General features: G+C 70.5%; 11 protein-coding genes. 5 read left to right on the top strand and 6 right to left on the bottom strand.

Annotated features, from left to right (window positions below; all coding sequences use genetic code 11):
• Window positions 1–53 precede the first annotated feature (53 nt).
• Window positions 54–1,745, bottom strand: a complete 1,692-nt coding sequence (locus tag ACWF94_RS20230) for a fumarate hydratase (protein ID WP_453489907.1) — start codon at window positions 1,743–1,745, stop codon at window positions 54–56.
• Between the two features lie 224 nt (window positions 1,746–1,969).
• Between ACWF94_RS20230 and ACWF94_RS20225 the strand changes: the two genes are divergently transcribed.
• Together ACWF94_RS20225 and ACWF94_RS20220 are read left to right on the top strand one after the other, a co-directional pair.
• Window positions 1,970–2,662, top strand: coding sequence for a DUF1707 SHOCT-like domain-containing protein (locus tag ACWF94_RS20225; RefSeq protein WP_453489904.1), 693 nt, complete (start codon window positions 1,970–1,972; stop codon window positions 2,660–2,662).
• 153 nt (window positions 2,663–2,815) lie between these two features.
• Window positions 2,816–3,169, top strand: a complete 354-nt coding sequence (locus ACWF94_RS20220; protein WP_347729791.1) for a WhiB family transcriptional regulator — start codon at window positions 2,816–2,818, stop codon at window positions 3,167–3,169.
• A 274-nt stretch (window positions 3,170–3,443) separates the two neighbouring features.
• Here the strand turns inward: ACWF94_RS20220 and glpX are convergent, their stop codons facing one another.
• Complete coding sequence (gene glpX, locus ACWF94_RS20215; RefSeq protein WP_453489900.1) at window positions 3,444–4,475, bottom strand: class II fructose-bisphosphatase; 1,032 nt, start codon at window positions 4,473–4,475, stop codon at window positions 3,444–3,446.
• A gap of 123 nt (window positions 4,476–4,598) precedes the next feature.
• On the opposite strand from glpX, the gene ACWF94_RS20210 reads away from it, so the two are divergent.
• Window positions 4,599–5,135 carry a DUF4245 domain-containing protein gene (locus ACWF94_RS20210; protein WP_453489897.1) on the top strand — a complete coding sequence of 179 codons (537 nt, stop codon included), beginning with the start codon at window positions 4,599–4,601 and terminating at the stop codon, window positions 5,133–5,135.
• A gap of 252 nt (window positions 5,136–5,387) precedes the next feature.
• Here the strand turns inward: ACWF94_RS20210 and ACWF94_RS20205 are convergent, their stop codons facing one another.
• The 4 genes from ACWF94_RS20205 to ACWF94_RS20190 all read right to left on the bottom strand — a co-directional run bounded on the left by ACWF94_RS20205 (window position 5,388) and on the right by ACWF94_RS20190 (window position 9,413).
• Complete coding sequence (locus tag ACWF94_RS20205; protein WP_453489894.1) at window positions 5,388–5,975, bottom strand: malonic semialdehyde reductase; 588 nt, start codon at window positions 5,973–5,975, stop codon at window positions 5,388–5,390.
• A 150-nt stretch (window positions 5,976–6,125) separates the two neighbouring features.
• Window positions 6,126–6,386, bottom strand: coding sequence for an exodeoxyribonuclease VII small subunit (locus ACWF94_RS20200; protein ID WP_453489892.1), 261 nt, complete (start codon window positions 6,384–6,386; stop codon window positions 6,126–6,128).
• 116 nt (window positions 6,387–6,502) lie between these two features.
• Complete coding sequence (gene xseA, locus ACWF94_RS20195; RefSeq protein ID WP_453489889.1) at window positions 6,503–7,711, bottom strand: exodeoxyribonuclease VII large subunit; 1,209 nt, start codon at window positions 7,709–7,711, stop codon at window positions 6,503–6,505.
• A gap of 220 nt (window positions 7,712–7,931) precedes the next feature.
• Window positions 7,932–9,413: an APC family permease gene (locus tag ACWF94_RS20190; protein ID WP_453489886.1), complete on the bottom strand. Its 1,482-nt coding sequence runs from the start codon at window positions 9,411–9,413 to the stop codon at window positions 7,932–7,934.
• 76 nt (window positions 9,414–9,489) lie between these two features.
• Between ACWF94_RS20190 and ACWF94_RS20185 the strand changes: the two genes are divergently transcribed.
• Window positions 9,490–10,518, top strand: a complete 1,029-nt coding sequence (locus ACWF94_RS20185; protein WP_453489883.1) for a 4-hydroxy-3-methylbut-2-enyl diphosphate reductase — start codon at window positions 9,490–9,492, stop codon at window positions 10,516–10,518.
• Between the two features lie 30 nt (window positions 10,519–10,548).
• Complete coding sequence (ppgK, locus tag ACWF94_RS20180; protein ID WP_453489880.1) at window positions 10,549–11,289, top strand: polyphosphate--glucose phosphotransferase; 741 nt, start codon at window positions 10,549–10,551, stop codon at window positions 11,287–11,289.
• The last annotated feature ends 242 nt before the right edge of the window (window positions 11,290–11,531 follow it).

Raw genomic sequence — 11,531 nt, 5'->3', positions numbered from 1 at the left:
CCTCGCCGGCGTTTGAGGCGCGGGGTCCGGGGCGGAGCCCCGGCGGGAGGGGCTCAGCCGAGGCCGGGGCCCCGCACCGGGATCGAGGTGAACGTCGGCGCGGGCGCGGGCTCGGTGAAGAAGTCGTTCCCCTTGTCGTCGACGACAACAAACGCCGGGAAGTCCTCCACCTCGATCCGCCACACCGCCTCCATCCCCAGCTCCTCGTACTCCACGACCTCCACCTTCTTGATGCAGTCCTGCGCCAGCCGCGCCGCCGGCCCCCCGATGGACCCCAGGTAGAACCCGCCGTGCGTCCCGCAGGCGTCCGTGACCTGCCGCGACCTGTTCCCCTTGGCCAGCATCACCTTGGACCCGCCCGCCGCCTGGAACTGCTCCACGTAGGAATCCATGCGCCCGGCGGTGGTGGGGCCGAAGGAACCGGAGGCGTACCCCTCAGGGGTCTTCGCCGGGCCGGCGTAGTAGACCGGGTGGTCCTTGAGGTACTGCGGCATCTCCTCGCCCGCGTCCAGCCGCTCCTTGATCTTGGCGTGAGCGATGTCACGCGCCACGACCAGCGGCCCGGTCAGCGAGAGCCGGGTCTTGACGGGGTACTTCGTCAACTCGGCCAGCACGTCGTCCATCGGACGGTTGAGATCGATCCGGACGACATCGCCGCTCTCGTCCAGGTGCTCGTCCGTGGTCTCCGGCAGGAACCGCGCCGGGTCGGTCTCCAACTGCTCCAGGAACACCCCATCGGCGGTGATCTTCGCCACGGCCTGCCGGTCCGCCGAGCAGGACACCGCGATGGCGACCGGCAGCGACGCGCCGTGCCGGGGCAGCCGCACCACCCGTACATCGTGGCAGAAGTACTTGCCGCCGAACTGCGCGCCGATACCGATCCGCTGGGTCAGCTCGAAGACCTTCTCCTCCAGCTCCTTGTCCCGGAAGCCGTGCCCGGTGGGCGAACCCTCGGCGGGCAGCTCGTCCAGATAGTGGGCGGAGGCGTACTTCGCGGTCTTGAGCGCGAACTCCGCCGAGGTGCCGCCGACGACGATCGCGAGGTGGTACGGCGGGCACGCGGCCGTCCCGAGCGAGCGGATCTTCTCCTCCAGGAACCTCATCATGGCGCCCTCGTTGAGGACCGCCTTGGTCTCCTGGTAGAGGAAGGACTTGTTCGCGGAGCCGCCGCCCTTGGCCATGAACAGGAACTTGTAGGCGCCGCCGTCGGTCGCGTACAGCTCGATCTGCGCGGGCAGGTTGGAGCCGGTGTTCTTCTCCTCCCACATGGTGAGCGGAGCCATCTGGGAGTAGCGCAGATTGAGCTTGGTGTACGCGTCGAAGATGCCGCGCGACAGGGCCTCCTCGTCCCGGCCCTCGGTGAGGACGTTCTGTCCGCGTTTGCCCATCACGATCGCCGTGCCGGTGTCCTGGCACATGGGCAGCACCCCGGCCGCCGCGATGTTCGCGTTCTTAAGGAGGTCGAGCGCGACGAACTTGTCGTTCGACGACGCCTGCGGATCGTCCACGATCCGGCGCAGCTGGGCCAGGTGCGCGGGCCGCAGATAGTGCGAGATGTCGTGCATGGCCTCGGCGGCGAGCCTGCGCAGCGCCTCCGGCTCGACGGTGAGGAACGTACGCCCGCCGGCCTCGACCGTGGAGACGCCTTCGGCGGTCACCAGCCGGTAGGGCGTGGTGTCCTCGCCCAGAGGGAGCAGGTCGGCGTACGCAAACGCCGGGTTGGGCGGGGGGGAGAGACGGGGCATGGAGGCCATTCCTCACTCGGCGGACACGGGGGACACGGTGTCCACGTGGACACGGCGGACACGGCGGACACGTGGACACGGGGGACAGCGATCGGGCGTCCAGCGTAGAACGCGCCCGCGCCCCCCTGGAGGTGAGGTAGGGCTCAGTAGCGGAGTGTGATCCCCCGGGGTCCTCGCGGTGTTGCCCCTAGTCGCGATCTATCGCGTTTCGCTACGCTGGCGGCGTGGACCTCGAAAAGCACCCCCAGAAGCCTGTCGTCCCCGCGGAGCCCGCCGTCCCCAGCGCCGCCGATGCCATCCGGGCGTCCGACGCCGACCGCGACCGGATCGCCGACATCCTCCGGGACGCCATGGCCGAGGGCAGGCTGGACGCCGAGGAGCACTCCGAGCGGATCGACGCCGTCTACCGCGCCAAGACCGTGGGCGAACTCCAGCCGCTCGTCCGGGATCTGCCCCCGGCCCGCAAGAGCCCCGAGTCCGGTGCGTACGCCCACGGTTCCGGCGGCTCCGGCGCCTCCGATGAGGCGGCCGGGTCCACCGAGAACCTGGTCGCCGTCTTCTCCAGCTCGATCCGCAAGGGTCGGTGGCGGGTGGGCCGCCGCACCAACGCCTTCTCGCTGTTCGGGAGTATCGAGATCGATCTCACCGAGGCGCTGTTCGAGCAGCGCCTGACAGTGATCAACGCCACCTCGATCTTCGGCCATGTCGAGGTCCGGGTCCCGGAGAACATCACCCTGCGCGGCAGTGGCAGCGGCATCTTCGGCAACTTCGAGGTGCGCACCCTGGAGGCGGGCCACCCCGACGCCCCCGTGGTGGTCGTCAACGGGTATTCGGTTTTCGGCAATGTGGAGGCCAAGCCGAAGCGCGGTCGCCGGGTATCCGATCTTCACCGTCGCCTGCGCAAGTATCTGGGCTGACGGCTCCGCCCCCGGAGCGCATTCCGGCCGTGAGCGCCCGCGCGTGGTGTTGAAGGGCGGGAACCGGGTGCCACTCAGTGCATAGGCGTGCGCACAGCGGGTAGGGAGAGCTGCATCGTCTCTCGCTCGCGAAGCCGTCGTCAGGAGTAGACCGTGCTGCAACTGCCGTACCAGTCCTTGCAGGTGACCGCTGTTCCGCCCCAGCGGGTCCCCGCCAGGGAAGACCAGGACGGACCCTGGCACGCGGAGGCGGTGTGCCGTCGGGACGAGGCCGGACTGTTCTTCGCCCCCTCGAAGGAGCCCACAGCCGCGAGGCTGTCCCGGGAGGAGGCCGCGAAGCGGGTCTGCGCCCGCTGTCCCGTCATGGTCGAGTGCCGGGAGCACGCACTGCTCCAGCCCGAGCCCTATGGGGTGTGGGGCGGGCTCACCGCGGCGGAGCGCCGGGTGGTGCTGGCGCGGCGCAGGCGGCGGGATGTCGACGTCAAGAAGTCCCAGTCGGCGGCCTGACGGCTGCTTGATGTCGGCCTGACGGCGGACGTACTGGCCGTACGCGCCGTACGCCCCTTGCGCCGCCGTACCCCTGGCGAGCCGCACGCCGGAGCCGCCCGCGGGCAAGCCGTACCCCCGCCAAGTCGTCCGTACGCCAGGCACGCACAGCAGGCCCGCACCGCCAACACGCACCGCAGGCCCGTACAGCAGGTAGTACACATGGAAAGAGGTCGCCCACCGCACTGGGGCGACCCCTCCCGTATGCCCTCCGACTGCCGTGCGCGCCGTGCGCCTACTGGGCGCGGTCGAAGTCGATCTGGCTGTACGCGCGCAGTTTCGACAGCTTGTGCGTCGAGTCGATCTGGCGGATGGTGCCCGACTTGGAGCGCATGACCAGCGACTGGGTGGTGGCCGTCTCGCCGCGGTAGCGCACTCCGCGCAGCAGCTCGCCGTCCGTGATGCCGGTCGCGACGAAGAAGACGTTGTCGCCCTGGACCAGGTCGTCCGTGGCCAGCACCCGGTCGAGATCGTGGCCCGCGTCCAGCGCCCGCTGCCGCTCCGCCTCGTCCTTCGGCCAGAGCTTGCCCTGGATGGTGCCGCCGAGGCACTTGATCGCACAGGCGGTGATGATGCCCTCAGGGGTGCCGCCGACCCCCATGAGCATGTCGACGCCCGTGCCGTCGCGGACCGCCATGATCGCTCCGGCGACATCGCCGTCGGAGATGAACTTGATCCGCGCGCCGGTGTCGCGGATCTCCTTGACGATGCTCTCGTGGCGCGGCCGGTCGAGGATGACGACCGTCACATCCTCGGGGGCGCTGCCCTTGGCCTTGGCGACGCGCCGGATGTTGACGGACGCCGGGGCGTTGATGTCGACGAAGTCGGCGGCCTCGGCACCGGTGACCAGTTTGTCCATGTAGAAGACGGCGGACGGGTCGAACATCGCCCCGCGGTCGGCTGCCGCCAGAACCGCGATGGCATTGGGCATACCCTTCGCCGTCAGCGTCGTCCCGTCGATCGGGTCCACCGCGATGTCGACCTCCGCGCCGGTCCCGTCACCGATGCGCTCACCGTTGAAGAGCATCGGCGCCTCGTCCTTCTCGCCCTCGCCGATGACGACGACGCCGTTCATGGAGACGGTGTGCACGAGGGTGCGCATGGCTTTGACGGCCGCGCCGTCCGCGCCGTTCTTGTCGCCGCGCCCGACCCACCGGCCCGCGGCCATGGCGGCGGCCTCGGTGACCCTGACCAGTTCCAGGGCGAGGTTGCGGTCGGGAGCTTCGGGGGAGACCTCAAGCTGGGACGGCAAGTTGTGCTCGGTCATCGGAGCGCACCTTTCTGTACGACGACGGCCGGATAGAGGGTGATGTGACTCTATCGGTACGTCGATAAAATGAGCAGAGGGGCCCACGTTTGAGCACGCACCCTTGATGCGACGATGGGGGGCGTGGCAGGTATGCGAGGCAAGCAGACGGTGCGGGACATGGTGCTCTCGATGGCGGCCATCGGAGCCGTCGCCGGGGTGATCTATCTCTTCCTCCCGCACGACGACAGCAAGGACCCGATCAAGCCGGTCGACTACCGGATCGAGCACATCACGGCCAAGCGGGCGGCCCCGTATCCGGTGCTCGCGCCCCACGGTCTCCCTGAGGGATGGAAGGCGACGTCGGTCGACTACCGGGGCGCGGAGGGCAATGCCTGGCACCTCGGGTTCCTCGACCCGGACCGGCAGTATGTGGCGGTCGAGCAGTCGACCCAGGTCACGGCCAAGTACGTCTCGAAGGTCACCAAGCGCGCCGCGAAGACCAACGGGACGCAGCAGGTGAAGGGTGTGACCTGGCAGCGCTGGGAGGGCGAGAAGTACGACGCCCTGGTCCGGCAGGAGAAGGGCTCGACGACGGTGGTGACGGGGACGGCGTCCTGGGAGCGGCTGGCCGAGATGGCGGCGGCCCTGGACACGAAGCCGCAGCCGCTGCCGTCCTGACGCGCGGCGAACTGCGCTCGGGGCCTTGGCCTCTGGCCTCTGGCCTCTGGCCTCTGGCCCCTGGGTCCTGGCCTCTGGGTCCGGCGCGCGGTACCTGGCGTGGCCCCGGTGGGCCCGTGCCGCCCCTCGTACGCGCCCGGGCCGCCGCCCCTTCCGTGGGTGCGACGGCCCGGCGGTGCATACGACTTCCGTACGGCTCCGAACGGCTCCGTACGGCTTCCGCGCGGAAGCCGGGCGTCCGGCCGGGTCCGGTCAGACGGTGGTCACGACCTCGTCGTACGCGAGCCGCGGGGAGCGCGGGAACCAGGCGTCGGCGGCCGGCCTGCCGATGTTGACGATCATCAGCGGGGTGTGGTCGCCGTGCAGGAACTCCTTCTGGACGGCCGCGAAGTCGAAGCCGGTCATCGGCCCGGCGGCGAGACCGGCCGCGCGGACGCCGACGATGAAGTACGCGGCCTGGAGCGCGGCGTTGAGGCTCGCGTTCTGCTCACGGAACGGGCGCTCGGCGAAGACGTCCTTGGCCTGCGGGAAGTGGGGGAGCAGTGCCGGGAGCTTCTCGTGGAACTCATTGTCCGCGGCTAGGATCGCGACGAGCGGCGCGCTGACGGTCTTGGCCCGGTTGCCGTCCGACATATGGGGGGCCAGCCGCTCGCGCGCCTCGTCGGAGCGGACGAGGACGACTCGCAGCGGGCTCTGGTTGAAGGCCGTCGGCCCGAACTTGACGAGGTCGTAGATCGCCTGGACCTGCTCTTCGGTCACTGGCTCGTCGGTGAAGGCGTTCGCGGTGCGTGCCTCACGGAAGAGGAGGTCCTGAGCGGTGGGGTCGAGGACGAGGCTCATACGGTCGTGCCTTTCGGTGCGGATGGCGCTGTCGGTACGACCCCGTCCAACCGAACTCAGGTTGATTAAATTTCAACCAACTGTCTGATCGTGAGGCGCCTCACATCCGAGCGGGCCTCCGCGCCCTCCGGAAACCCCCTGTGACCTGCGTCAATCTCCGGCAGCCGCGGACTTCTCACCGTCCTCGGGACCGCCCTCGCGACCCTCGGGACCGGCCAGCGCCGCGTCCAGCCGGGCACGGGCGCCTTCGAGCCAGTGGCGGCAGACCTTGGCCAGCTCTTCGCCGCGCTCCCACAGCGCGAGCGACTCCTCCAGCGTCGTACCGCCCGCCTCCAGCCGGCGGACGACCTCGATCAGCTCGTCCCGCGCCTGCTCGTAGCCGAGAGCCGAGTCTTCTGTCCTGGCAGCCATGTGATCCGTTTCCTGTGTCCGAGGTCCGAGGTCCGAGGTCCGTTGCGCCGTCTGTGCCGGGTGTGCCGGGTGTGCTGTGTGTGTCGGGTGGTTGCTGGGGCTGAGGGTGTCTGGGGTCACTCGGCCACCCGTACCGCGAACTCGCCGTCCGACACCCGGGCCCGCAGCTCGTCCCCGGCCGTCACCTCCTCCGGCGAGCGGACCACAGCGCCGTCCACCCGCTGGAGCACCGCGTAACCCCGCTCCAGCGTGGCCGCCGGGGAGAGCGAGACCACCCGCGCCCGGGTGTGCGACAGCTCCGAGTCGGCGCGGTCGAGCAGATGCCCCAGCACCCGTCTGCTGCGGGCGAGCAGCGCGTCGACCTCCGCCGCCCGCTCGTCCACCATCCGGTGGGGATGCTCCATCGAGGGGCGGCCGAGCGCATGGGCGAGCCCCCGCTCCTCCCGGTCGAGCAGCGCCCGGACCGTACGCAGCGAACGGTCCCTGAGCTGCCGCACCCGGTCCAGCTCCTCGCCCACGTCCGGCACGGCCTTCTTCGCGGCGTCCGTCGGCGTCGACGCCCGCAGATCGGCGACCAGGTCGAGCAGCGGAGAGTCCGGCTCATGGCCGATCGCCGACACCACCGGCGTACGGCACTCGGACACCGCGCGCACCAGCTGCTCGTCCGAGAACGGCAGCAGATCCTCCACACTGCCGCCGCCGCGCGCCACGATGATCACATCCACCTCCGGGACGTCGTCCAGCTCCTTGACCGCCTGGACGACCTGGGAGACCGCGTGCACACCCTGCACCGCGACATTGCGCACCTCGAAGCGGACGGCGGGCCAGCGCCGCCGCGCGACCTCCAGCACATCGCGCTCGGCCGCCGACGCCCGCCCGCACACCAGACCCACCCGGTGCGGCAGAAACGGCAGCGCCTTCTTCCGGTCGAGGGCGAAGAGCCCCTCCGCCCCCAGGGTCCGCTTCAGCTGCTCCAGCCGCGCGAGCAGCTCGCCGATCCCCACCGGCCGTATCTCCACGGCCCGCAGCGACAACTGCCCCCGGGGCGCGTACCACTCCGGCTTGGCGTGGGCCACCACCCGCGCGCCCTCCGCCACGACATCGGCCACGGCGTCGAACACCTGCCGGTAGCAGGTGACGCTCACGGAGATGTCGTACGACGGGTCCCGCAGGGTCATGAAGACGACCCCCTGCCCCGGCCGCCGGGACAGCTGGGTGATCTGCCCCTCCACCCAGACCGCCCCGAGCCGGTCGATCCACCCTCCGATGAGCCGGGACACCTCGCCGACGGGGACGGGGGCGTCCGGGGACGTGTTGAGAGCCATACGAACGAGCGTATCGGCCGGGTACGACAACGGGCCCCGCCCGTACGGCGCGTCCCGGTGCCGTGGCCGTGCAGCGCGTCCCGGTGCCTTGGCCGGGAGCGCGCCGCACCGCCGTACGGCCGGGAGCGTCCCCGCTGTACGGCCGGGACGCCGCATTGCCGTACGGGCCGGGAGCGCGCCGCACTGCCCGTACGGGCCGGGGCCGCGCGCCCGCCGTCCGCTACGACCCTCCTGAGCCCTGGGGCGGCCCTTCGGACCCTTCCGGCCCTCCTGACCGTTCCGACGCTCCCGGTACCTCTGGTACCTCCCGTGCCTCCGGTGCTCCCGGCAGCCCCGATCCGCCCGACCGCCCCCACAGCACCACCAGCCCCACCCCCAGCCACACCACACCCACCAGTTGCGCCGACCCCGACGCCGCCACGATCACCGCGATCAGTACAGCCGTGCCCAGGACCGGCACCACCAGATGGCGCAGCCAGTCCGGCGGGCCCTCCATCCGGCGGACGACGAACCAGCCGACCACGCTCGCGTGCAGCAGGACGAACGCCGTCAGCGCCCCGATGTCGACCACCGACACCAGATGGTCCAGACCGTCGTCCCGCCGCGCCGCCCACACCGCGGCCACCAGGTTCACCACGGCGGCCAGCACCAGCGCGACCCTCGGCACCCCCGAGTCCGTACGGGCCAGGGCGCGCGGCAGCCGACGCTCCCGGGCCATCGCGAACAGCAGCCGGCCCGCCGCCGCCTGGCCCGCCAGTGCCGCGAAGGCGGCCCCGATCGCCTTGCTCACCGCGATCAGATCGTGCAGCCAGGTCCCCACCGACGCGTCCACCGCGTTGTAGAAGGCGGCACCCTGACTCGCCGGATCCGCCGCCAGCTCCGCCGACGAGACCGGCTCGAGCAACGCCGCCAGATAGGTCTGTACGAAGAAGAGCACGCCGGCCAGCGCCAGACAGAACAGCACGGCCCGCGCCACCTTCCGCGAGCCGCCCGTCACCTCCTCGGCGAACGAGGCGATCGCGTCGAAGCCGAGATACGACAGCACCGCGATCGACACCGCGGCGAAGACGGCCGTCATGGAGAAGGCGGTGTCACCGGTGAGCGGTGAGAGCCAGCCGCGCTGGGCCCCGTCCCGTACGAGAACGACCACAGCGGACACCACGAAGACCACCAGGACGAGGATCTCCATCAGCAGGACCGCGAAGCCGACCCGGGCCGCTGCCCGTACGCCCCACAGATTGAGCAGCGTGGTCACGGCGACGGCGATCCCGGTCCACACCCACCGGTCCACCTCCGGAACCAGGGCCTCCATCGCGATACCGGAGAAGAGATAGGCGACGGCGGGAATCAGGAGATAGTCGAGCAGCGCCATCCACCCGGCGATGAAGCCGGGGCCATCGCCGAGCCCCTTGCGCGCGTAGGTGAAGACCGAACCGGCCTGAGGGGCGACGCGCACCATCTGCGCGTAGCTGAGCGCGGTGAACGCCATCGCGATCGTGGCGACGACATAGACCAGCGCGACGGCACCGTGGGACTTCGCGTCGAGCGTGCCGTAGACGCCGACGGGCGCCATGGGCGCGATGAACAGCAGTCCGTAGACGACCAGATCCCGGAAGCCCAGCGTGCGGCGGAGTCCGCCCTCGCCGGTCCCCACCTCGTTGCCCACCCCGGTGCCCGGCTCGGGCCTGTGTGCCGACGCCATCTGCCCTCCGTCCGTCGCATACCGTCACAGTCTTCCCCCAGTCGGTCATGTCCCGCCTCTTCTGCGCGGCCTTACGATGGTGGGTATGACTGCTACGCCTCCCGCTCGCCGCGTCCTGCTCGCCGCTCCTCGTGGCTACTGCGCGGGTGTGGACCGCGCCGTGATCGCTGTTGAGAAGGCCCTTGAGCAGTACGGCTCGCCGATCTACGTCCGCCACGAGATCGTCCACAACAAGTACGTCGTCCAGACCCTGGAGAAGAAGGGCGCGATCTTCGTCGAGGAGACGGCGGAGGTCCCTGAGGGATCGATCGTCATGTTCTCCGCCCACGGAGTCGCCCCGGTCGTCCATGACGAGGCCGCCGACCGCAGGCTCGCGACCATCGACGCGACCTGCCCGCTGGTCACCAAGGTGCACAAGGAAGCCGTCCGCTTCGCCGGCGACGACTACGACATCCTGCTCATCGGCCACGACGGCCACGAAGAGGTCATCGGCACCTCCGGCGAGGCCCCGGACCACATCACCCTGGTCGACGGCCCCGACGATGTGGCGAAGGTCGAGGTGCGCGACGAGTCGAAGGTCGTCTGGCTCTCCCAGACCACCCTGTCCGTCGACGAGACCATGCAGACCGTCGACGCCCTTAAGGAGAAGTTCCCGCAGCTGATCTCCCCGCCGAGCGACGACATCTGCTACGCCACCCAGAACCGCCAGATCGCCGTCAAGCAGATGGGCGCGGAGGCCGACCTGGTCATCGTCGTCGGCTCGAAGAACTCATCGAACTCCGTCCGGCTCGTCGAGGTCGCGCTCGGCGCGGGCGCGGGCGCCGCACATCTGATCGACTTCGCGGACGAGATCGACGAGGAATGGCTGGAGGGCGTCTCCACGGTCGGCGTCACCTCGGGCGCTTCCGTCCCGGACATCCTGGTCGAAGGCGTTCTGGAGTGGCTGACGCGGCGCGGGTTCGAGGATGTGGAGCTGGTGAAGGCGGCCGAGGAGTCCATCACCTTCTCCCTGCCGAAGGAATTGCGCCGCGATCTGCGCGCGGAGGCGGCGGCGTTGATGGCCCAGACGGCCGGTGCCGCCTCTCCCGCCCCCTCCGGCGAGTGACAGCCGGGAGCTGCCCGTAACGTTGGACCCATGAACGTGTTCGGAGTGGACATCGGTGGATCCGGCATCAAGGGCGCTCCCGTGGACCTGGAGCGAGGCGAGCTGGCGCAGGAGCGCCACAAGGTCCTGACCCCGCACCCGGCGACGCCCGACGCCGTGGCGGACGGCGTCGCCGAGGTGGTGAAGCACTTCGCGTGGCCTGGGCCGGTGGGCATCACCTTCCCCGGGGTGGTCACCGGCGGTGTCACCCGTACCGCCGCCAATGTCGACAAAGGCTGGATCGACCGCGACGCCGCCGGACTGCTGAGCGATCGTCTCGGGGGCGCTCCGGTGACCCTGCTGAACGACGCGGACGCGGCGGGGGTCGCCGAGATGACCTTCGGGGCGGGCCGTGGCCGCAAGGGCACGGTGATGATGCTGACGTTCGGCACGGGCATCGGCAGCGCGCTCTTCGTGGACGGCCGTCTCCTGCCCAATACGGAGCTGGGCCACCTGGAACTCCACGGCCGCGACGCCGAGACCCACGCCTCGACCAAGGCGAAGGACGACGAGGACCTGAGCTGGCAGCACTGGGCGCACCGGGTGCAGAAGTACCTGGCCCATGTGGAGATGCTGTTCTCGCCCGAGCTGTTCGTCATCGGCGGCGGGGTGAGCCGCAAGGCGGAGAAGTTCGTCCCCCTGATCAAGGGCATCAGGGCCGAGATCGTCCCGGCGGAGCTGCAGAACAACGCGGGAATCGTGGGCGCGGCGATGGCGGCGGCGAGCCGGTAGCACCACGGGTGGCCTCCCGCCGGGGGACCGGTTGGCCCCTTAAGGCGCCCACGCCCCATGCCGTCCGCCGTGGGCGAGGGGGTGCGGAGCGCCGTACGCGGCGGAATCCCCTGGTCGGGGAGGTGCGCGACAGGCGGGTCCGGGCGGCGGACCGGGCCAGCCGCGCGGGCTTCCGGGTCGGCGAGTCGGCGGACCGCCCGATACGCGCGGTCGGCCGACACGTCCTACCCGCAGGGGCGACC

The sequence above is a fragment of the Streptomyces sp. NPDC055078 genome (assembly GCF_053607985.1).
The sequence above is the reverse complement of the archived record's forward strand: the minus strand, read 5'-3'. Positions and strand labels throughout refer to the sequence as shown.

What these genes read in the sequence shown, in the direction of transcription:
- ACWF94_RS20230 (WP_453489907.1), bottom strand. Translation starts at nt 1,745, where the DNA reads ATGCCCCGTCTCTCCCCCCCGCCCAACCCGGCGTTTGCGTACGCCGAC.
- ppgK (WP_453489880.1), top strand. Translation starts at nt 10,549, where the DNA reads ATGAACGTGTTCGGAGTGGACATCGGTGGATCCGGCATCAAGGGCGCT.
- ACWF94_RS20200 (WP_453489892.1), bottom strand. Translation starts at nt 6,386, where the DNA reads ATGGCTGCCAGGACAGAAGACTCGGCTCTCGGCTACGAGCAGGCGCGG.
- ACWF94_RS20205 (WP_453489894.1), bottom strand. Translation starts at nt 5,975, where the DNA reads ATGAGCCTCGTCCTCGACCCCACCGCTCAGGACCTCCTCTTCCGTGAG.
- ACWF94_RS20185 (WP_453489883.1), top strand. Translation starts at nt 9,490, where the DNA reads ATGGTGGGTATGACTGCTACGCCTCCCGCTCGCCGCGTCCTGCTCGCC.
- ACWF94_RS20190 (WP_453489886.1), bottom strand. Translation starts at nt 9,413, where the DNA reads ATGGCGTCGGCACACAGGCCCGAGCCGGGCACCGGGGTGGGCAACGAG.
- xseA (WP_453489889.1), bottom strand. Translation starts at nt 7,711, where the DNA reads ATGGCTCTCAACACGTCCCCGGACGCCCCCGTCCCCGTCGGCGAGGTG.
- glpX (WP_453489900.1), bottom strand. Translation starts at nt 4,475, where the DNA reads ATGACCGAGCACAACTTGCCGTCCCAGCTTGAGGTCTCCCCCGAAGCT.